Consider the following 18,728-nt stretch of genomic DNA (forward strand, 5'->3'; position numbering starts at 1 on the left):
GAATGTGATGAGTTTTGGATTTGAGGCAGCAGCACAAGCAAGCATCGCTATCGATACTGATAGCGGTTGGCCTGCGCTCTCAACTGGCGAGTTTCGCCAGCATCGCCGTATACCTGAAACTTTCGAAGAAGCGGTGATCGCTGACTCACTCAATCGCAGTGTTGCCGAAGTGCAGCAACAGCTAACCCAGTTCATTATCTCCAATAGTGAAACTGACAAGGATGTCCCATTCGCCCTAGGTATTAACCTGGTTCCTGAATTCAGCGAGCAGCAAGTCAGCATTTATCGCGGGGCTGTTTATGCTCGTTCCCATGCCGATTTGCTGGGCTATTTTTCGGCTGTCGACCAAAAAGAGGCAGGCAACAACAAGGCGCAAGACCCAATGCAGCAAGATGCCATTTTAGCGCAATCAACTCGGTCTATTCGGCTGTTACTCGGTCTTGGCCGCGCAGGGGTGCATTCGCTATGACAACTAAAACGCAGCTGCAACAGCTAACCGAGTTCTTACTCGCTAGTCTTTCACCCATTGTTAAAGCTAACAATATCGACGCATGGCAAGAGCGTGGCACCTTGATCTTAAGCGGTGAAGACTTAGGCGCTAACAGCTACCAAGTCGCTAAATGGAAGCATAGCGCGGTGATTGCCATTGAAAAATTTCCCCACCGAAAAGTTAACCCCTACAGCCTACTGGCGATGGTCGCCGCTTATCTGATCGATAGCGGTTGGTCGCGTGATGAACCCCAACTCGCCGATCCGCAAATTGATATCGACGAAGAGAGCGCAGACACCACCACGGTATTGATTGAAGTTGAGCTGCTTGACGACATCGAGTTAGTGCCAGACGTGAACGGCCCTGTGCTATTTAACGGCGCAAGATACCGCGTAACTCAAGCCCCACTCTATATTGCTGAAACCGTCGACACGGTTGTCAGTGTTCAGGGGGATGCATGAGCCTAGTTATCACCCCCAACAAAAAACAGGCGCTCAGCGTTAAGCATCAGCTGACATTTCTGGCGATGCCAAGCAACAAAAGGGTGCGCGTATTAAAAACGCTAGGCCGACACGAACGTACATTAGCACGTAAACGCATTCGCCAGCAGACAACGGTAGATGGCCACAAGTTTGCCACTAGGGCTGATGGTCGCAAGGCCAAGATGCTTAAACGCATGGGCCGCACACTTGAGCCTTATGTAAAAAGTGCCAACCGATTAGAGCTGAAACATAAAGCTGCCCAAACAGGGCGAATTGCGGCCTTGCACCAAGAGGGGGGCATAGAATCAATGAGTGCCAGCAGAATGGCCCGCATTCATGGAAAACCAGACTACAACGAGCCAGCGACGCGCAGCCAAGCCAAGGCATTAATTGCTAATGGCTATAAGACCAAAAAGGCCAAGGGCAAGGGTTATCGCCGCGCCACCATTAGCGAGATCACTACCAACCTAAGCCAAGGTAAAGCAGGTTTTATCTTAAAAGTGCTGCGCGATAAACCCAGTAAAACCCGTTGGCCAATCCCAGTTAAAGCGCGGCCATTTTTAGGCGACAGCACTGATAACGTGCAGCGCGAATTAGTAAAAATCATTGACGATATCAACAGCAAGCGAGGCTAACCATGGCACTAGGTAAAGTACAAGTTAACAATTTGAATTTGGGGCAAGGTGATATTAACGCCATCGAATGCCATTTCTTGTTTGTCGGTCGCGCAGGTGACGCAGAAGAAGAAAGCCAACTGTTTAGCGTTAATGCACAGACTGATCTTGAAGATGCATTTGCTGATAGCGCCCTGCGCAAGCAAGTGATCGCCGCGCAGCTAAATGCAGGGCCAAACTGGACTGCCGCCGTTTACCCGCTCGCCGATGGTGAAGATGAACTAGAAGCGATTGATCGCGCCAACGAAGTGCAGAGTTTTGAAACGGTCGTGTTTTGTGACGTCACAACCGCAGCAACAGAAATCAGTGCCAAGCACGATCACCTATTTAGCTTACAAGCCAAGTTAGGCCGCTTTGTATCGGGCTTAGTGGCGTTGCCCGGTATCGATGAAGCAACCCAAACATGGGCAGCGTATGAAGCGGCAAGCGTCGCATTAGTTGATGGTTTAGCCAATCACTTAATCGTACCCGTGCCGCAGCTGCACGCTAATAACGTGGGCGTTCTCGCTGGTCGCTTAGCGAATAAAGCGGTAAGTATTGCTGATAGCCCAATGCGTGTGGCAACTGGCAGCGTAATGGGGTTAGGCACTGCACCGGTTGATAGTGCAGAAAAACCGCTAGAACTGGCAACGCTTAACACCTTAGCGAAAGCGCGCTTAAGTGTGCCGCAGTGGTACCCCGATTTTGAAGGTATTTATTGGGGCGATGGTTCAACCCTAGACGCCGCTGGCGGTGACTATCAATACATTGAAAACCTACGTGTTGTGCACAAAGCCAGCCGTGAAGTGCGCATTTTAGCAATTCACCGTATTGCTGACCGCCGCCTTAACTCGACGCCTAACAGCATTGAGCGAAACAAAGCTTACTTTATGAAGCCGCTGCGCAATATGAGCAAGAGCTACACCATTTTAGGTATTCAGTTCCCAGGTGATATCACACCGCCAAAAGATGGCGACATCACCATAGTGTGGCCCACCAACAAGAGCGTGGTGATCTACATGGTGGTGCGCCCATATAACAGCCCTAAAGAAATCACCGTTAACATCATGCTTGACCTAAGCAATTAACTTAAGTCGCAATAATTAGGAGCCGCCAACATGCGCTTATCTGGAATGAATTTTAACGTCAACTTGGGTGACATCATGGTCCAAGTTGACACTGCAACACTAACTATTAGCGACAACAGCGCTGTATCGCAAACCAGCGGTGTGCCAGATGGCGCAGTCGACGGTGACGTATCAGCAAATGGCGAGCTTAATGTGAACGCCAGCAACTTTAAACTGATCAGCACCGAGGCAAAGAAAGCAGGCTCTTGGCGTGGCCTGCCAGTTTTCGACATTATGTTTTACGGCAAAACATCGCAAGACGAGGTAAAAGTTGAAGCCTTTGGATGCCGCATTAAGTTGAGTGATATTTTGGATATCGACAAAAAAGGCGGCAGCGCCAGCATGTTCAAAATCCCGTTTGATGTCACCAGCCCTGATTTTGTCCATATCGACGGTGTGCCATATCTGCGCCCTGACGAAATTGAACATATCGTGCAATAGGAAGTGATAGCGAATGGATGACGCCGACAGAGCAGGCATTGAACAAGCACGGCTAGAAAATGCTTTTTTAGCCAAGCGAACCACGCTAACGCCGAGTCGGCCAAGCGCAACGGATTGCATTGATTGTGGCGACGAGATACCCGTAAAACGCCGCGAATACGTGCCAGGTGTTCAGCTATGCGTTGAGTGCCAAACGTTAAAAGAACGCCAGTAAGAGAGGCAGTAATGAAAAGTAGTCCAGTAAACACCAAGGTTAACTTTGGTTTTATTTCAGGTTTAGAGGGTGGCCCAACCCTAACTGGTTATGTGCCTGATCCTGACCACTCGAAGTCTGGCGTAACTATCGCTACTGGCTTTGATATTGGTCAGCGTTCGCCAGAAGACCTGAAAAAACTACTGCCACAATCATTGGTTAAGAAGCTGTCGATTTACTGCGGCTTGATTAAACAGCAGGCGGTTGCAGCGCTATCGATTGCACCGCTAGCCATTAGCAGCGATGAAGCCGATGTTATTGACCTGTGTGTAAAAAGCCAATTACTCGAACAGCTGCAGCATAGATACAACCGATCGTCAGACTTGCCGTTTTATCAACTGACAGAACAGCAGCAAACTGTGATTGCCTCGGTAGCATTTCAATATGGTGACCTAAGCAAGCGTTGCCCTAAGTTCTGGCGAGCGGTAACCGCACAGGACTGGGAACAAGTCAGCGTTGAGTTGCGCGATTTTGGCGACCGTTACACCAGTCGTCGTCATCGTGAAGCTAACTATTTAGAAATGGTGACCGCATGAACTTACTCAGCATATTAGGCAAAGTCGGCACATCGATACTGGCCGACGTGATCCCCGGTGGCGCTGCCATTTTAACTGCTGTGAATGCTTTTTTACCCGATGATAAAAAATTGGGGGACGCAGCAACAGGAACCGATATTCAGCATGCTGTTGCCAGTTTGCCTGCAGACGTGCAAGCACAGGTGTTAACCAAAGAGTTTGATGTCGAAATCACCGCCATTAAAGAGCATACCAATGTGATCCAAGCCTTGGGCGATGTCGATAAAACGGGTAATTCAACCAGACCGGCTATCGCCATGATGATGGCAAAAATTGTCGCGTTCTCTGTGATCGTGCTGGTCTCCATCTTAGCGGTTGCCGTGTACAACAGTGACAACGAAACCGTGATAGCACTGGGTGACAACTGGCCGCTAATTGTCGCCATATTGGGCACACCAACCGCATTACTGCGCTCATATTTCGGTATGCGCACCAAAGAAAAACAGCAGAAGTATCAAGCGGTATCTAACACACCACCGCAATCAGTGCTGTCGGGCATGCTTAACCTAATAGGTAATCGAAAATGACAGAAATCGCCACTTGGCTAATGGTCGCCATCGCCTTTATCAGTTTAGTGCTTACCGTGTTAGTGCCGTTATTGGTGAGCCTGTTTAACGCCCACAAGGTAACAGCCAAAGAGCTAAGCAAGCATCAAACCCATGTAGCTGAAACCTATGCCACCAAAGATGATGTAAAGGACTTGGGCGACCGCATGGAGCGCAGCATGAATCAAGGTTTTGACCAAATCAAAGAACTAATTAACAACAACAGGAATGCAGCATGAAAAAGAATATCGCACTACTTATCGCAGGTACATCTATCGGTTTCACCATGACAACCGAAGATTACAACGGCTACCTGAACGAGATCATGCCAGACAACAAGGTCGCGCCAGCACATAACCTGGTGATGCGCACGGTTGAAGCTGATAGCAAAGAAGCATTGCGCGGCATCTTAGATACATCTCCGGGCGCATCGATGCAGATTGCTGGCTTATTAACGCAGGAATTCGCGCCGTCGATTGAAATCAGCGTAAAAAAATAACGGCACTGGTTGCCGCAATTGAGGGCAATCAGTTAGACCAAATGCTAACACTACGGCGGCATTGGTTACCGAATGAAGATGACAGCGAACTGTCAATGGCACGCGCAATGTGGTTGCACAAAAACCACTTTGAGTCATTAGAAGCTATCACCGCTAACGGCGTAAACCGCGCTTTTAGCGGTAAATGATAAGTGAGGCGTAATGAGCTTACCTGCACCGTTAATGTTCACCGTTGGACTTGTAGACCAAATTACTAAGCCGATCGCCAAGATCAGCAAGCAATTTAATGGTCTTGCGTCTAACTACCAAGCCGGAACCATGCAAATGGCCTCTGGCATTGGTGGCATTGCGGCCAGTGGTTATGCGTTGCAAAACGCGCTGATGCCAGCCATTGAAATGGATCGCGTGCTGGGTGAGGTGAAATCACTCGGTGTGCGCGACTCAGCTTTAAAACAGCTGACAGATACCTCTTACGAATACGCGCTTAAGTATGGCAAGTCGGCAACCGAGTTTGTTAGCTCAAGCTACGATATTCAATCAGCTATTGCAGGGTTAAGTGATGCTGATCTGTCGCAGTTCACGTTATCGAGTAACGTACTCGCCGCAGCAACTAAAGCCGACGCTGCCACTATTACCAATTACATGGGGACCATGTATGGCATCTTTAAAAATCAAGCCAATGACATGGGTAAGGGCGCGTGGGTAGAGCAAGTCACAGGCATGACCGCCACCGCAGTGCAAGCCTTTAAAACTAAGGGTTCTGAAATGTCGAGCGCCTTTACCAGTATTGGTGCACAAGCAACCAGTGCTGGGATTGCCATGAGTGAACAGATGGCAATTTTAGGCACCTTGCAATCAACCATGTCTGGCAGCGAGGCGGGTACTAAATATAAGGCGTTTTTAGCAGGGGTAGGTAAAGCGCAAGACGCGCTAAACCTAAGCTTTACCGACTCACACGGTGCCATGCTGCCAATGGTTGACATTCTTAACCAAATTAAAGGTAAGTACGGCGACACGTTAGATGTGGCTGAGGGCGATGCACTCGCTAAAGCGTTTGGTTCTCAAGAGGCGGTCGCAACAGTCAAACTACTCATGGCTGATATTGATGGCTTAGGTGCATCCATTGACACATTAGGCAAGGTCAAAGGCATGACCAAGGCCGAAGAGATGGCCGCCGCCATGACCGATCAAAGCGAACGTCTAAGCCAAAGTTGGTATGTGATCCGCGCCGCCTTCGGTAGCGCTGTATTGCCCGCCTTTAATCAATTTGTTGGCTGGATTGCTGACATGGGCAAAGATGTGCTGTGGTTTACTCAAAAATTTCCTAATCTAACGCGAGTGATGGGGTATGCCGCCATTGCCATTCTCGGCCTTGTCGCGGCAGGCGGTGCATTCACCGTGATGATGGGAATGGGTAAAATGGCAATGACAGCTTATGGTGTTGGCGCTATGGCGTGGGCTGGTATTAATGCCATGCTCACATCTGGCCTAGCATCGCTGCGCGCTGTTATGTTGGCGGTCAATATAGCCATGTATGCCAACCCGATTGGGATGATCGTGGGTGCAGTTGTGTTAGCCATCGCAGCAGTGGGCGCACTGGTTTACTACTGGGACGACTTAGTTGCGACCATAAGCAACTGGGAATGGGTTCAAAGCTTGGTGAGTGTATTTAGCAACGCATGGCAATCACTCAAAGGCATGTTTATTGATTACCTAAATTGGTATATCGACAAGTTGAACTATATCCCAGGTGTAGAAATCGATTTAATACCAACTATGGGGGATGTTGACAAAGCAGAGCTCGCGGCAGCGATGCCTGATGTATTGAAAAATCACAACGCTCAATCAGTACCGAAATGGATGCAGCAACAACCAGTGGCGAACGACGCAGTTAGCTACATCTATTCAAATGAGCCTGCTAATTCCAGTTACGTTAAACAATCAATCGATATGCAGCGCAATATGCCTGCGCCGTATCAACCAGAAGCCGTAACCCAGCAACAGCACTTGCAGCTGGTAAAGCCAGCGACTTATGTTCCTGAGCCGATAAGACAATCAATCGATATGCAGCGCAATATGCCTGCGCCGTATCAGCCAGAAGCCGTAACCCAGCAGCAGCACTTGCAGTTGGTAAAGCCAGCGCCTTATGTTCCTGAGCCGATAAGGCAATCAATCGATATGCAGCGCAACATGCCAGCGCCGTATCCGCCAGAAGCCTTAGCTCAACAGATCAACGTTAAGCCTCTTCATAATGTCAAGTTGGGACAGATGATAAAGCCGAATGTTGATAAAAGCCTAAGCGCTGCCGCGCAGTCACAACGCACATCAACAGCGGAACAAACAAAACAAATTAACTTTGGTGATGTGATTATTCATAACCCACCACAAAACTTTAGTTTGGCCGAAATTGCAGATCAGCAGGAGATGATGACGGGATGACAACGGAAAAATATAGCGATCTGTTAATCGTTGGCGGTGCACTGTCCCTTGATGTGGGTGATCAGCCTCATTTGACCAATACGCGAGCCAGTATTGCTCAAGACGTTAAGCACATGCTGATGGAGTCTGGATTAGTGACTAAGTTGTTGGCTCAGCGCAGCATACCATTGCGCGCCGATGTCTATACAGAAATGGAGTTGTTGATCGAAACCGACACTCGCTTAGTGCCAGGCACTATCAAACTCGATACCAGTAACCCAGCGTATATAACCATTAATGCAATAACGTTTGAGTTTGGACTCATAAATACAGAGGTAGATTATGCCGCGCCCACAAGTTGATTTTGAAAAAGTGTTAGAAAATGAAGGGGTGCCGACGACTAAAGAAGGGGTGGCGGCATTGCTTGATGCCGATGTTGTCGCTGCAAATTCGATAATCAGTAATGACAGTGCCATGAGTCCGTTTTGGCGGCTGTTTTCTGCGTGTGTGGTGACGCCAGTGTTGTGGCTGATCAAAACGCTGTTGGCAAATCATGTGTTGCCCGCGATGTTCGCCGCTACGGCGACTGAATTTTATTTAGAGTTAAAAGCATGGGATGTGGGTTTAGAGCGAAAGCCAGCAGTTAAAACACAGGGCAATATCGGTTTTACTAAAACCGATATCAATTCAGATGTTGTCGTTGAGGCTGGGACAGTCGTACAAACAGATAAAAGCCTAGGGGCAATTTATCGGCTTTTAGTGTTAGCCGATACCATCATTCCTGCAGGAACGCTTAGCGCTAAGGTGTTATGTGAGGCTGATGTAGCTGGCGCAGGACATAACCTAGGGGCTGGATACTATCATGTGCTGCCAATCGCAATAACGGGCATTGATTCGGTCACTAACGTCGGTGAATGGATTACGCAAACTGGCGCAGACAAAGAGACAGACGACGAGCTGGCGCTGCGTATTCGCGACCAATTTAGCAGCGTAGGCAATTATCATATTGACGCTGTGTATCGCGCAGCGATCTCAAGTTTTGCAGGTATTCGCAGTGATTGGCTTTATTTTGAGCACGAAGCGCCACGGGGCCCTGGTACTGCAAATTGCCATGTGATGATGGGCGTTGGCGAAACACCGCAATCAATGATTGATGATATAAATAATTACATTAGCACCCAAGGTAATCATGGCCATGGGGATGATCTTCGCGCCATGGCAATTGCTGCCGCGCCAGTAGATCTTTCCCTCGAATTTTGGCATGCCGCCAACTTGAGTGTCGATGAGATAGCGACATTGCAGGGGGAAATAGAGTCGCGCGTTCGCGCTGCATTTCGTGAATCGGATATGCATAGTCTGTTAACCCGCACTAAGCCACAGAGCGTATTTGCCTTTTCAGTGCTGAATGGCGAGCTGCATAGAGATCTGCCGAACCTCAAGAGTGTGCGTTGGGCTAATAACGATATTGTGATTGGCCTTGAACTGCCACGAATTAACAGCCTGATCATCACTAACCGCGGGGTGGCTTGATGACCAATGACCAAGAAACGAGCAACAGCCCGACGTTACCAAAGTTAACGCTGCCGTGGTGGATGGATGGCGAAACATTATCAACTACCGACGAACCACAAGAGCCGGCGATGTTGGGGAATGGCATGCAGTCGTTCTGGCAACGTATGCGTAGCTGGTTTGTTTGGCCGTTAACGCAGAAAGACCCTTTAACGTGCTCTGTTGATATGTTGTCGCTACTTGCGTGGGAGCGTCGAATTACTCAATTTAGGGACGAGCCTTTGTGGCTGTATCGCAAGCGTGTAGCTTATGCCTTTATCAATGCCAAAGACGCAGGCAGCACCCAAGGGTTTATTAATATTATGAGCCGCCTTGGTGTGCCCGTTCTCAGTATTGATGAACGCCAAGTGAATAGAGATTGGGACATTATTTCTATTGAGCTAGACGACACCAAAGTCGCTAGCGCCGCACTGCTTGGCACCATTATTCAAGATTATGGCCGCACTTGCCGCCGCTATGAGTTTGTTGCCAATAAAGCAAGCTCGCTTTATTTGGCAGTAACAGAATGTAATAACGATTATCAAACATTAATCGCGAGGGCCAATTAATGGCACGACTAACCACCACAGGCCAAAGCCTGATCGCTGCCGCCGTGGGTAGCGGCCCGAAACTCAATATCACCAAGTTTGTGTTTGCTAATATACCAGAGCTTGACCACACAGACCCCGAACCAGCCGATGAGCCGATGCCTGCGCCTGAAAATGTGGTGTTTGAGCGAGCGCCAACCAAGGCGGGGATCATCGATGAAAACCGAGTTACATACAGTCAGATGATGCTGACTGATGTGGGGGATTTTGAGTTTAATTGGATTGGCTTAGTGTATACAGACCCCGATGATGGTGATCAATTGGTGATGTTTGCCTATGTGCCGCTGACCCAAAAGCTTAAAACCCAAGGCCAAACTGCGGGTAACGTATTAACACGCAACATGGTGATAGAGCACTTAGGCATAGCGAACGCCACCCCCGTGGTGGTATCGGCTGAAAGCTGGATGTTTGATTTTTCAACCGATATGAGTGCGTTAAATCAGAGGGTGACATTACTCGAGGAGCGAACTCGTCACCTGTTGTCATTAAACCCCGATGCCTATACCTGCACCGGCTTGGCAAAACTCGAAATAGTGGTTTTTGACTCAGGGGAAAGCAACACAGTGCTCATTGATTCTGACAAGCTCAAAGTGGGTGACTTAGTTGAAGTTCAGAAGATGAATAAGTTAGGGCGTATCGATATTAATGGCACTAAGGCCATCGAGTTACCGGACGGAACCGCAGATATCAAAAATTGGTTGCCCGCAGGTAAGTGTGGGGTTATGTGCTTTGAATGTGTCGCACCAGGTCGAATTAAATATAAAGGTGGTTACTAATGGGCGATTTAAGTCAGTTAGGCGGTGGCGGTCGCGCAAATTATATTAACAGTCTGGGATTGTTTTTTTCAACTGCTCCAATTGTGACAACAGAAGATGGTGCGGTATGGTTAAAAACAGGAGTCGTTGAAACTGATATAGCAAGTTATCCAGACGCTACGATTAGTAAGTATGTTAAGACTTTTGAATATAACTTGGTTTTAAGTAACTTAAAAATGGCCGTACGCTTGGACGGTATGATTTGGGGGGTTCTTAGCTCATCAATGAATATCATCAGAGAGTACGATGCCATCACATTAGTTGCGACAGGACGGACCATAAATACGACATATGGAATTACTCGGTTGGGATGTTCGCAAGAAGGGCAAGCCACTGGTTATATCGCGGCACTTATATCAGCCACAAATGACCCTGTTAAAACATATGACACTGTCACATTAAGCGAAGTAGATAGCTATAACTACCCAAATCGAGCAGGAGCGGCAAGTTTAATTGCTGTTGATAGTAACTCGACTAAAGCGTGGTTCACGTACTCTGGGAAAATGTTCCTAGATGGCGTTGAATATTATGGTCACCCTACCAGTGATATCTCCTTTTTTTACGAGGAAGGAGGGAAAATGTATATCGCGTCTAGGGAGCAAGGCACATCGGGACAATTAAATAGATACCGTTTGCAAGCTTTCTCCATTGATAGGGCAAATAGAATATTCATACTAGAAGAAACGTACTCTTTACCTTCTGCCCGAACATCTGTTGGTAATTCCAATTACCTTTATCAGCATGAATTCACGACAACTAGCACAGTAAGTGAGGTGATTGATGTTGTGGGTTTTGCGGTTAATCAAAGGCTTTATAATACTGATAACGGTTATGGTGCGATTGCTACGGCTCACGAAGGTCTCAACTATTATGTGAGGATTAAGTAATGACTTTACTATTCCAAAATCAAACAGAATCAAAAGAAAAAACAGCAATAGATATTCTTATAACCTCAGTCACTGGCGCTTTGATGCACTCAAGAGATTTTACCAAAATCACCTGTTATGAGCTGACGAATTTAACTATTTCGGGCACCGTGGCTGTGCCGGATAGAGCGTTTTCGATGCCTATTCGTCGCAGTGATGGAAAACTAACCCTGTTCGGTGTCAGCGTAGTAGACGGTAAGTTTGAAGCCAGGCTGAACTTCCCCACTTCAGGGCAATACAGATATACCGATGAAGAAGCCAATATCGATTTGCCACCCAATACCTTTACTATTTTGCCTGTAAAAATTGATGTGCTGCGGAAGGTCGCTTAGGAGCCAATGACATGAGCCAAATTGCGTTAGATGGTGAACTCATCAATTTGAAAAGCTGCAAGGTTGAGCTATCGATGCAACTGGCTGATTTGGACATGTCAGGGCAAACATCAAGTACGGCAAGCAGCGAACAGGGAGACAAGGCCAAAGAGCTTAAAGTAACTGGCTTGATCCCATTTACAGACAGAGCTCAATTATCGCGTTTGTTTGAATTAGCCCTCGCCAAAGATGAGGCTGGTAATCGAGTTATTAGGCGTATTGGCTCAGACTTAGCCCGCACAGTAAAAATAAGACAGGTGAGGTTTTTTGGTCAGATAACAGCACCTGAGCACTCAACATTGATGGCGTGGAATGTCAGCTTTAACTTGCGTGAGTATTTGAGTATTCCAGAAGTTGCCGAGCAGCGCCAAGTACAAACTGCCGCCGCTGTTGGGCAGAGTACAGAGCAAACCGCTAGCGTTATCCCTACAGCCGCTATCGCTAAAGCTCCTCCGCAAGTGGAAGTGTCATCAATGGAGAAATTTTTAACGGGTATCGACAATATTATCGGTGAACCAGCATGAAACTAACCAAACGTTTAACGGTTGGCACGGACATATTAGCAACAACCAATCACCGTGTTGTGCTGGAGTTATCATCGGCTGGCCGAGGCGCATTTGAAGTGCAAGGCGAGGTAAAACGCGGTCAAATTGCTGCATTTGATATTGGTTATAATAACCAGCTAAAACGCTATTTTAGTGGTTATGTCACTAAGGTTACTCCGAGCAGTATGGGCATGAACCGCATCGTGATCCGCGAGCTGTCGAGTATATTGGCAGAGCGTTGGCCGATAAACATTAGACACGCTACCTTTCGCCAGGTGATCAAACAACTAGCCATCGATACCGGCTTAAGTTTTGTGCTCCCAGATAATGCTAATTATCTCGATGTTAAAGTGCCTAACTTCACTAGCCAAGGAACAGGCTATCAGTTATTGGCAAGCCTTGGCGCAGCATTTAGCATTAAAGATTGCGTATGGTACCAACAAGTCGATGGCCAAATCTTTATTGGCAGCTATCAAGATAGCCGTTGGCCGTCAAAACCGTTAGAGATTGACCAAAGTTTCAGCCAAAAGCAGTTTGGTAACAGTTGGCAACTCGTGGCGATGCCAGCCATGCGCCCAGGTGCAATAGTGAATGGTAACCGAGTGAAACAAGTCGAATTGGCTGGTGACACCATGACATTAACGTGGGTTGCCACCACCGCCGACGAACAAAGCGAAAAGCGTCGTATCACCAACATATTCCCTGAATTGTCAGCCGCCTATCATTTGCCAGTGTGGGGCAAAGTAACAGCTTTACCAGAACTGCCAGCTGAAGACGGAGAACGCGCAAGTAATCCTTTCTATCCACGTTACGCCGTTGATGTGCAGCTGCTAGACGAAGACGGTAACGAAACTGAATCACCCGCATTAGAAGCCGTACCATTACCACTACCAGGTGCAGGCCATTTAGCTGGCAGGTTAGAACCTCCCTCGATTGGCGCCATTGTTGAAATCGGCTTTGCGTACGGCAGACCCGACAAACCCTTTGTGCGTTGTGTACTCCCGTTCGGCTGGGATTTGCCAGCAATCAAAGAGGGCGAAACACGCACTCAAGTGCGCGAAGGGGTTTATCAACACATTGATGAGCAGGGCAACACAGCAAGAGTTACAGATAAAGACGATTCAATTGAATGCCTGAACCAGCGCATTAAAGTGTTGGAAGACCAATTAACAGAAGTGTTAGGCAAAATGACCATACTCATTACTAAAGACCTAAGCATAAAAGCCAAAAACATCACCGAAGATGCTGACACCATCAAACTAAACGGTGGGTCAGCAGTGGTGACTTGCGCCCACATATGCCACTTCACTGGTGGACCACATGGTGATGGTTCATCAACCGTAACCGCAGGCAAATAACATGGCATTAAGCAAAGCATCATTAAAAAGTAAGATAGTCGCCAACCTACAAGCGCAAGGATTCACTACCACAGGGCAACACGCTTACGCCGCAAAGATGGCCGAAGCCATAGCCAACGCCGTCATAGACGAGATAACCAGCAATGGCCAAGTCGTTGTAACAAGCGGTAGTTCGTCCGGTACGTATAAGATCACTTAACCCAAGCATAAACAACCAAGCCCAGCCCAAGCGCTGGGTTTTTTATTAACTGCAGTATAGCCAAATCTATCTTTACTCGATAAGCCAACTTAAGCCACCAAATAACTCACACGAGTTTCAACCACGTAAATCAGCCTCACACAGAATCCGCGCCACGAAAACCGCACTCTTCCTCACCCTCCTGCGCGCTTTATACCTTAATTTTTTTTCAGTTTTAGATTATTGCAGTTCATAGGCGCAACCAGCGCCACGTCTAGGGCTTTTGTGAGATCGAAGATCTGAAAAGATCGAAGTTTTTTTCAGTGTTTTACAGTTCCATAAAGGAGCTGTGAGAGCATACGGAACCACCAAAGCCGCATGATTGCTGGGTTTTGTCTCGTTTACGTGAGGTTTTCATGCGCTGCGTAGTAATTATGGGTAATGATCGAAATGATTTAAAACAGTGAGTTACGCCAAAATAAAACTGAAATGAAATTTAAATGATTTACTTGCGAAACAACAAAGCGACAAGTGACTAGTTGTGGTCAAAAATCTTAGTTGTGTGGGCAAATTGTGGACATAGGTATCAAAATTAAGGTTAAGTAATTACTTAATTAGGTTGTGTTCGTCAGATACAAAAAAGCCGCTAAACCCGTCTGGTAGGGGTTTAGCGGCCTTTTGAAGGTTATTGCTAACCTTGGTTTTGTTGGTGGAGGCGGCGGGGCTCGAACCCGCGTCCAAAAAGCCTACATCCTCGGCGCTACATGCTTAGTCTCTCTTTTGGTTAACCAAGTACACTCCGAAAGACAGGATTGCAATTGGCGAGTTCAGTACTGTTTCGCGGTTCACCCCTGAACGTGGTTCCCTCGCTATCAAATGTAAAGGTGACCATCTTATTACTCTGCCCATTTGAGAAACGTGAGCAAGATGGCTAGCTAGCCTAAGCTGCTAGAGCGTAGTTATCGTCGTTTGCAACTATAACTGTGCGGCTTTTTACGAGGCCAACCGCCCCTCGGCATGCTCCTAGGGTTTCGTGAATCTTGTCGAATCCAGAATCGCCCCCAGTACAATGTGATTGTAACTCGTGAAATCCTTTAACACCAAGGATAAATCATGTTGTTACAATTGATTGTTCGTTATCCGACCATTTTACCTATTTAAACAGCAAGTTTATGTCTATTACTGTTGAACGGCTTTCTTCATGGTACGAGATTTTTCAATCTTCCACTCGCGCTCTTTGGTATCGTCGCGCTTATCGTGTTCTTTCTTACCTTTACCCAAACCGATCTCAATTTTAACCCAAGCGCCTTTGCGCCAGTACATTGAGATGGGCACAATAGAGTAACCTTGACGGTCGACCAAGCCTTGCAGCTTGTCGAGCTCTTTGCGATTAAGCAGCAGCTTTCTGTCGCGCATAGGGTCACACACTACATGGGTCGATGCGGTGTTGAGCGGTGTGATAGTACAACCAAATAGATAAGCTTCACCGTTACGCAAGAACACATAGCTCTCAGACAGGTTAACTTTACCGACTCGGATCGATTTCACTTCCCATCCCATGAGGGATAACCCAGCTTCGAATTTATCTTCAAATTTATAATCGAAGGTGGCACGTTTATTACGCGCTATCGTCGCTGGTGGGTTCTTTGATTTTTTTGCATTTTTCTTAGCCATAGGCGAGCTATTATACGCGCGGTTAACCAATTTGGAATTGGCTAGCGACATTATTTCGCTTTTTTGTGGCGTTTAGTTGTCGATTTGATGCTTTTTTATTCATGGTTGAGGTTCGGGGCTTAAAGGTGACCCGTTGGGTTGGGCATGTTAAAATCCCTCAATAGAGTCTTAGATTATTCTCACAGCGATTTAGGTTAAACAAACAGATGCCACAAATATCACGCAGTGTGTTAGTTCGTTTTAGTGCGATGCAAATGTATGAACTTGTTAATGATGTCGAGTCTTATAAAGAATTCTTACCCGGTTGTGTCGGTGGCAAAGTGCTTGAGTTTGATGGCAAGACCATGCTGGCTTCTGTGGATGTATCCAAAGCGGGCATTAGCAAAACATTTACCACTCGTAATCAGGTTGTTCCAGGAAAGTGTATTGAGCTTGAGCTTGAAAATGGTCCCTTTAAACATCTCCATGGGCGATGGATATTTACGGAGTTGACCGAAGATGCCTGTAAAGTTGATTTTGAACTTAACTTTGAGTTTTCAAGTGCTTTAGTCGAAATGGCCTTTGGAAAGGTGTTTAAAGAGTTGATGTCTTCTATGGTATCGGCATTTACTAGCCGCGCAAAAGTTATCTATCAATCTTAGTTTGTGTAGGGAAGCGATATCGTCATGATTGAACAAGAACATTTTACCGTTGAAGTGATTTATGCTTTGCCTACTCAGCAAAAACGAATTTCGGTAACGGTTGAACCAGGGACGACCTGTATTGAAGCGGTGAAGCAAAGTGAGATGAATCGTTTTTTCCCTGAGATCGATCTGGATAATATTAAACTTGGCATTTTTAGTCGTGCAGTAAAGCATGATGAGGTGTTACAACCAGGTCAAAGGGTTGAGATTTATCGTCCGTTAATTGCCGATCCTAAAGATGTTCGTCGTAAACGGGCTGAAAAGGCCAAAGATGAAGGACGTGCCAATAAAACTACGGGTGGTCGAGTAAGTTAATCTTAATACTCTTTACATTGTCATGGGAACGACCGTAGCGAGCTTAAAACCTAGAGCTTGATTAATCAGTTCTGAGTGTTGAAAATTTTGATAATAAAAAGGCTGAAGTTTACACTTCAGCCTTTTTATTTGTTTTTTATTGAGTTATTCGAACTCTTGTGTCTTTTTCTCTTCAACCAGTGGCTTAGTATCCGGACGTACCTCTGGATTGAGCGGGACTACGTCACCTTTCTCATTCGCTATGGTACCTAGTTCTGGCAAACTACTTTGGTCGAGTGGGGTGTTAAATTCTGCTGATAGTTCGTAGTCACCATCCACTTTAGTCAGCTTATCACTATTAAAGTGCAGGATTAGCTCTTTGTGAATAATGCTAGCATCGCGGCCACTTTTATAGTGATAGATATAGTACCAAGTATTGTCGGCAAAACTGTCTCGTAATACAGGACGGCCTAAGATGTATTCGACCTGTTCTTTGGTCATTTCAACGCGGAGTTTTTCAACTTGCTGCGTTTCCATGTAGTTGCCTTGTGGTATATCAGGCTTGTAAATAAGCCAATCAAAAACACTACAAGCACTAAGTGAAAGCGAAAGCGCAGCCGCGCCTAATAGAGTAATACTATGTTTTTTTATGCTCATTGAATGCGCTACTTCCCTAAAAATCTGTCGGCCATAATACCCAAGCGATCCCTATGCTGACAAGCGCTATCGTGATTTTATCGGCAGAGCCGTGCGTTAATCGCAATATAGAGGGCAAAAAGATAAATGGTGGTTGAATTGATATTGTGCGTATTGAGACAGGGAAAAAGCAAAGAAGGTTCCATCAGGTAAATGATTAATCGGTAGTGATTTATACAGATATATCACTTTAGTTCAAAATAATGATGACTAATTGATTGTATGTATTTGCAATTTTAAAATTTGTGATAAGTTAGTGTCGAAACATTATGCTAAGCATATCTATGCGATTAGCTTATGTATCCTATATATGGTTTATAGGATGCTCTTAATGAACCTAAAAAGGAATTTTCGCGGGGACTGTGTTGATAATTATTAGGTATGATCTGTTATGAGTAAAGCAAGTGGCTTAGGTTGCTTAGTTTGTGTCGGGACTGGTCTTAATTTAGCAGGCCAAATTAGTGTTATTAGTAAGAGTTATATCGAGCATGCTGATGTCGTGTTTTCACTGGTTCCCGATGGTTTTGCGCTCAGTTGGCTTAAAAAGCTCAATGGCGATGTGCGTTCTTTGCAGTGTTATTACGCTCAGCCTGGTGAGATTAAAAATCGCCGTGACACTTATGAACAGATGGTTGAAGCCATTTTGAAAGAGGTGCGAGCGAATAAAAAAGTCGTTTGCGCGTTGTATGGTCATCCTGGGGTGTTTGCTTGTGTATCTCATTTTGCTATTAGGCGTGCACAAAATGAGGGCTATAGCGCTAAGATGGAACCTGGTATCTCTGCTGAAGCTTGTCTTTGGGCTGATGTGGGGATCGACCCTGGTAACTCGGGCCATCAGAGCTTTGAGGCAAGCCAGTTTATGTTCTATAGCCATACGCCCGATCCAACCACTCATTTATTACTGTGGCAAATCGGGATTGCAGGGGAGCATACCTTAACCGAATTTCACACCAATTCAGACCGATTACAGGTGTTAGTTGAACTGCTCAATCAGTGGTATCCCCTTGATCATGAAATAATCCTTTATGAAGCGCCTAACCTGCCGATACAGTCACCGCGGATAGATAGATTACCCTTAAAGGAACTTCCGTTTGCTAACTTGTCAGCCATTACCACCTTGCTTATTCCACCGTCAAAACCATTGATGGTAAATCGTGATGTTTTAGCAAAGCTTGGGATAACCGAAGCTGATTTAGGATGATCTGGTATAAATCGGCAGTGATTGCTATCAACAGTGGTCAGAGTGTTGTAATACAACTAGAGTTAAACCATAAAAATGGAGAATGATATGTCTAAATTAAGTGATTTTTTTGAAAAGTTAGGATCTGATGCGGTATTAATGGAAGCGTATAAACAAGATCCAGAAGGTGTAATGAAAGCCAATGGACTTAATGAACAAGAGATCCAGGCGGTGATGTCTGGTGATATGGATAAACTAAAGTTATTGTCTGGTGATACGACTGATGCCAAAGCGTATCTGCTTATTACTAATCCAAACGACAGTAAATAATAACTTATCTATTAACATGCATTATTTCAGAACGGTCAT

Annotated in this window: 27 protein-coding genes and 1 other RNA gene; 25 read left to right on the forward strand and 3 right to left on the reverse strand. The window is 46.2% G+C overall.

Features of this window, described 5'->3' with window-relative positions; genetic code table 11:
- Positions 1-7 precede the first annotated feature (7 nt).
- The 21 genes from K0I62_RS05665 to K0I62_RS05765 all read left to right on the forward strand — a co-directional run bounded on the left by K0I62_RS05665 (position 8) and on the right by K0I62_RS05765 (position 13,853).
- Entirely contained in the window at positions 8-469 is a 462-nt protein-coding gene (locus tag K0I62_RS05665; RefSeq protein WP_258405091.1) for a head completion/stabilization protein, read from the forward strand.
- Entirely contained in the window at positions 466-951 is a 486-nt protein-coding gene (locus K0I62_RS05670) for a phage tail protein (protein ID WP_220070519.1), read from the forward strand. The genes K0I62_RS05665 and K0I62_RS05670 overlap by 4 nt, the downstream gene beginning before the upstream one ends.
- A complete protein-coding gene (locus K0I62_RS05675) occupies positions 948-1,607 on the forward strand; it encodes a phage virion morphogenesis family protein (RefSeq protein WP_220070520.1) in 660 nt (219 codons plus the stop codon). Before K0I62_RS05670 ends, K0I62_RS05675 begins: the two co-directional genes overlap by 4 nt.
- Before the next feature lie 2 nt (positions 1,608-1,609).
- Positions 1,610-2,713, forward strand: a complete 1,104-nt coding sequence (locus tag K0I62_RS05680) for a DUF2586 domain-containing protein (RefSeq protein WP_220070521.1) — start codon at positions 1,610-1,612, stop codon at positions 2,711-2,713.
- Positions 2,714-2,743: 30 nt separating this feature from the next.
- Positions 2,744-3,193, forward strand: a complete 450-nt coding sequence (locus K0I62_RS05685) for a phage protein (protein ID WP_220070522.1) — start codon at positions 2,744-2,746, stop codon at positions 3,191-3,193.
- Between the two features lie 13 nt (positions 3,194-3,206).
- Positions 3,207-3,407, forward strand: coding sequence for a TraR/DksA C4-type zinc finger protein (locus K0I62_RS05690; RefSeq protein ID WP_220070523.1), 201 nt, complete (start codon positions 3,207-3,209; stop codon positions 3,405-3,407).
- 11 nt (positions 3,408-3,418) lie between these two features.
- Complete coding sequence (locus K0I62_RS05695; RefSeq protein ID WP_220070524.1) at positions 3,419-3,982, forward strand: pesticin C-terminus-like muramidase; 564 nt, start codon at positions 3,419-3,421, stop codon at positions 3,980-3,982.
- A complete protein-coding gene (locus tag K0I62_RS05700) occupies positions 3,979-4,548 on the forward strand; it encodes a hypothetical protein (RefSeq protein ID WP_220070525.1) in 570 nt (189 codons plus the stop codon). The genes K0I62_RS05695 and K0I62_RS05700 overlap by 4 nt, the downstream gene beginning before the upstream one ends.
- Positions 4,545-4,805, forward strand: coding sequence for a hypothetical protein (locus tag K0I62_RS05705; RefSeq protein ID WP_220070526.1), 261 nt, complete (start codon positions 4,545-4,547; stop codon positions 4,803-4,805). The genes K0I62_RS05700 and K0I62_RS05705 overlap by 4 nt, the downstream gene beginning before the upstream one ends.
- Positions 4,802-5,065, forward strand: a complete 264-nt coding sequence (locus K0I62_RS05710) for a putative phage tail assembly chaperone (RefSeq protein ID WP_220070527.1) — start codon at positions 4,802-4,804, stop codon at positions 5,063-5,065. Before K0I62_RS05705 ends, K0I62_RS05710 begins: the two co-directional genes overlap by 4 nt.
- Before the next feature lie 41 nt (positions 5,066-5,106).
- Positions 5,107-5,253, forward strand: a complete 147-nt coding sequence (locus tag K0I62_RS05715; protein WP_220070528.1) for a DUF6890 family protein — start codon at positions 5,107-5,109, stop codon at positions 5,251-5,253.
- 13 nt (positions 5,254-5,266) lie between these two features.
- The gene (locus K0I62_RS05720; RefSeq protein ID WP_258405092.1) at positions 5,267-7,504 is read left to right on the forward strand and encodes a phage tail tape measure protein; all 2,238 of its coding nucleotides are present in this window, start codon (positions 5,267-5,269) and stop codon (positions 7,502-7,504) included.
- Positions 7,501-7,845 (forward strand): DUF2590 family protein, encoded by a 345-nt coding sequence (locus tag K0I62_RS05725; protein WP_220070529.1) that lies wholly within the window; start codon positions 7,501-7,503, stop codon positions 7,843-7,845. Before K0I62_RS05720 ends, K0I62_RS05725 begins: the two co-directional genes overlap by 4 nt.
- A complete protein-coding gene (locus K0I62_RS05730; protein ID WP_220070530.1) occupies positions 7,826-9,013 on the forward strand; it encodes a baseplate J/gp47 family protein in 1,188 nt (395 codons plus the stop codon). Before K0I62_RS05725 ends, K0I62_RS05730 begins: the two co-directional genes overlap by 20 nt.
- Positions 9,013-9,600 (forward strand): phage tail protein, encoded by a 588-nt coding sequence (locus K0I62_RS05735; RefSeq protein ID WP_220070531.1) that lies wholly within the window; start codon positions 9,013-9,015, stop codon positions 9,598-9,600. Before K0I62_RS05730 ends, K0I62_RS05735 begins: the two co-directional genes overlap by 1 nt.
- Positions 9,600-10,415: a phage tail-collar fiber domain-containing protein gene (locus K0I62_RS05740; RefSeq protein WP_220070532.1), complete on the forward strand. Its 816-nt coding sequence runs from the start codon at positions 9,600-9,602 to the stop codon at positions 10,413-10,415. Before K0I62_RS05735 ends, K0I62_RS05740 begins: the two co-directional genes overlap by 1 nt.
- Entirely contained in the window at positions 10,415-11,341 is a 927-nt protein-coding gene (locus tag K0I62_RS05745; protein ID WP_220070533.1) for a hypothetical protein, read from the forward strand. Before K0I62_RS05740 ends, K0I62_RS05745 begins: the two co-directional genes overlap by 1 nt.
- Positions 11,341-11,712 carry a hypothetical protein gene (locus tag K0I62_RS05750; protein WP_220070534.1) on the forward strand — a complete coding sequence of 124 codons (372 nt, stop codon included), beginning with the start codon at positions 11,341-11,343 and terminating at the stop codon, positions 11,710-11,712. The genes K0I62_RS05745 and K0I62_RS05750 overlap by 1 nt, the downstream gene beginning before the upstream one ends.
- Before the next feature lie 11 nt (positions 11,713-11,723).
- Complete coding sequence (locus K0I62_RS05755; RefSeq protein WP_220070535.1) at positions 11,724-12,275, forward strand: baseplate complex protein; 552 nt, start codon at positions 11,724-11,726, stop codon at positions 12,273-12,275.
- Positions 12,276-12,928: 653 nt separating this feature from the next.
- A complete protein-coding gene (locus K0I62_RS19375) occupies positions 12,929-13,654 on the forward strand; it encodes a hypothetical protein (RefSeq protein WP_220071292.1) in 726 nt (241 codons plus the stop codon).
- Between the two features lies 1 nt (position 13,655).
- Positions 13,656-13,853, forward strand: a complete 198-nt coding sequence (locus K0I62_RS05765) for a hypothetical protein (RefSeq protein WP_220070536.1) — start codon at positions 13,656-13,658, stop codon at positions 13,851-13,853.
- 686 nt (positions 13,854-14,539) lie between these two features.
- On the opposite strand, the gene ssrA is transcribed toward K0I62_RS05765, so the two are convergent.
- Positions 14,540-14,895: a transfer-messenger RNA gene (gene ssrA, locus K0I62_RS05770) on the reverse strand.
- A gap of 116 nt (positions 14,896-15,011) precedes the next feature.
- Positions 15,012-15,506, reverse strand: a complete 495-nt coding sequence (gene smpB, locus K0I62_RS05775; protein WP_220071293.1) for an SsrA-binding protein SmpB — start codon at positions 15,504-15,506, stop codon at positions 15,012-15,014.
- A 206-nt stretch (positions 15,507-15,712) separates the two neighbouring features.
- Between smpB and K0I62_RS05780 the strand changes: the two genes are divergently transcribed.
- Together K0I62_RS05780 and K0I62_RS05785 are read left to right on the forward strand one after the other, a co-directional pair.
- Positions 15,713-16,147, forward strand: coding sequence for an SRPBCC family protein (locus K0I62_RS05780; RefSeq protein ID WP_220070537.1), 435 nt, complete (start codon positions 15,713-15,715; stop codon positions 16,145-16,147).
- A gap of 24 nt (positions 16,148-16,171) precedes the next feature.
- Complete coding sequence (locus K0I62_RS05785; RefSeq protein ID WP_220070538.1) at positions 16,172-16,504, forward strand: RnfH family protein; 333 nt, start codon at positions 16,172-16,174, stop codon at positions 16,502-16,504.
- 144 nt (positions 16,505-16,648) lie between these two features.
- Here K0I62_RS05785 and K0I62_RS05790 read toward each other — a convergent pair whose 3' ends face one another.
- Positions 16,649-17,140 (reverse strand): outer membrane protein assembly factor BamE, encoded by a 492-nt coding sequence (locus K0I62_RS05790; RefSeq protein ID WP_220070539.1) that lies wholly within the window; start codon positions 17,138-17,140, stop codon positions 16,649-16,651.
- Positions 17,141-17,570: 430 nt separating this feature from the next.
- Between K0I62_RS05790 and K0I62_RS05795 the strand changes: the two genes are divergently transcribed.
- Complete coding sequence (locus K0I62_RS05795; RefSeq protein ID WP_220070540.1) at positions 17,571-18,380, forward strand: SAM-dependent methyltransferase; 810 nt, start codon at positions 17,571-17,573, stop codon at positions 18,378-18,380.
- 87 nt (positions 18,381-18,467) lie between these two features.
- Positions 18,468-18,689, forward strand: coding sequence for an RNA-binding protein (locus K0I62_RS05800; RefSeq protein ID WP_220070541.1), 222 nt, complete (start codon positions 18,468-18,470; stop codon positions 18,687-18,689).
- Positions 18,690-18,728: the final 39 nt, after the last annotated feature.

The organism is Shewanella psychrotolerans (genome assembly GCF_019457595.1).
GTDB lineage: Bacteria > Pseudomonadota > Gammaproteobacteria > Enterobacterales > Shewanellaceae > Shewanella > Shewanella psychrotolerans.

Bases quoted from the DNA above. Each gene is read 5' to 3' on its own strand.
- K0I62_RS05765 (WP_220070536.1), top strand. From the start codon at position 13,656: ATGGCATTAAGCAAAGCATCATTAAAAAGTAAGATAGTCGCCAACCTA.
- K0I62_RS05795 (WP_220070540.1), top strand. From the start codon at position 17,571: ATGAGTAAAGCAAGTGGCTTAGGTTGCTTAGTTTGTGTCGGGACTGGT.
- K0I62_RS05665 (WP_258405091.1), top strand. From the start codon at position 8: ATGAGTTTTGGATTTGAGGCAGCAGCACAAGCAAGCATCGCTATCGAT.
- K0I62_RS05670 (WP_220070519.1), top strand. From the start codon at position 466: ATGACAACTAAAACGCAGCTGCAACAGCTAACCGAGTTCTTACTCGCT.
- smpB (WP_220071293.1), bottom strand. From the start codon at position 15,506: ATGGCTAAGAAAAATGCAAAAAAATCAAAGAACCCACCAGCGACGATA.
- K0I62_RS05800 (WP_220070541.1), top strand. From the start codon at position 18,468: ATGTCTAAATTAAGTGATTTTTTTGAAAAGTTAGGATCTGATGCGGTA.
- K0I62_RS05740 (WP_220070532.1), top strand. From the start codon at position 9,600: ATGGCACGACTAACCACCACAGGCCAAAGCCTGATCGCTGCCGCCGTG.
- K0I62_RS05705 (WP_220070526.1), top strand. From the start codon at position 4,545: ATGACAGAAATCGCCACTTGGCTAATGGTCGCCATCGCCTTTATCAGT.
- K0I62_RS05725 (WP_220070529.1), top strand. From the start codon at position 7,501: ATGACAACGGAAAAATATAGCGATCTGTTAATCGTTGGCGGTGCACTG.
- K0I62_RS05790 (WP_220070539.1), bottom strand. From the start codon at position 17,140: ATGAGCATAAAAAAACATAGTATTACTCTATTAGGCGCGGCTGCGCTT.
- K0I62_RS05735 (WP_220070531.1), top strand. From the start codon at position 9,013: ATGACCAATGACCAAGAAACGAGCAACAGCCCGACGTTACCAAAGTTA.
- K0I62_RS05710 (WP_220070527.1), top strand. From the start codon at position 4,802: ATGAAAAAGAATATCGCACTACTTATCGCAGGTACATCTATCGGTTTC.
- K0I62_RS05680 (WP_220070521.1), top strand. From the start codon at position 1,610: ATGGCACTAGGTAAAGTACAAGTTAACAATTTGAATTTGGGGCAAGGT.
- K0I62_RS05715 (WP_220070528.1), top strand. From the start codon at position 5,107: ATGCTAACACTACGGCGGCATTGGTTACCGAATGAAGATGACAGCGAA.
- K0I62_RS05755 (WP_220070535.1), top strand. From the start codon at position 11,724: ATGAGCCAAATTGCGTTAGATGGTGAACTCATCAATTTGAAAAGCTGC.
- K0I62_RS05675 (WP_220070520.1), top strand. From the start codon at position 948: ATGAGCCTAGTTATCACCCCCAACAAAAAACAGGCGCTCAGCGTTAAG.
- K0I62_RS05745 (WP_220070533.1), top strand. From the start codon at position 10,415: ATGGGCGATTTAAGTCAGTTAGGCGGTGGCGGTCGCGCAAATTATATT.
- K0I62_RS05785 (WP_220070538.1), top strand. From the start codon at position 16,172: ATGATTGAACAAGAACATTTTACCGTTGAAGTGATTTATGCTTTGCCT.
- K0I62_RS19375 (WP_220071292.1), top strand. From the start codon at position 12,929: ATGACATTAACGTGGGTTGCCACCACCGCCGACGAACAAAGCGAAAAG.
- K0I62_RS05750 (WP_220070534.1), top strand. From the start codon at position 11,341: ATGACTTTACTATTCCAAAATCAAACAGAATCAAAAGAAAAAACAGCA.
- K0I62_RS05695 (WP_220070524.1), top strand. From the start codon at position 3,419: ATGAAAAGTAGTCCAGTAAACACCAAGGTTAACTTTGGTTTTATTTCA.
- K0I62_RS05730 (WP_220070530.1), top strand. From the start codon at position 7,826: ATGCCGCGCCCACAAGTTGATTTTGAAAAAGTGTTAGAAAATGAAGGG.
- K0I62_RS05700 (WP_220070525.1), top strand. From the start codon at position 3,979: ATGAACTTACTCAGCATATTAGGCAAAGTCGGCACATCGATACTGGCC.
- K0I62_RS05690 (WP_220070523.1), top strand. From the start codon at position 3,207: ATGGATGACGCCGACAGAGCAGGCATTGAACAAGCACGGCTAGAAAAT.
- K0I62_RS05685 (WP_220070522.1), top strand. From the start codon at position 2,744: ATGCGCTTATCTGGAATGAATTTTAACGTCAACTTGGGTGACATCATG.
- K0I62_RS05780 (WP_220070537.1), top strand. From the start codon at position 15,713: ATGCCACAAATATCACGCAGTGTGTTAGTTCGTTTTAGTGCGATGCAA.
- K0I62_RS05720 (WP_258405092.1), top strand. From the start codon at position 5,267: ATGAGCTTACCTGCACCGTTAATGTTCACCGTTGGACTTGTAGACCAA.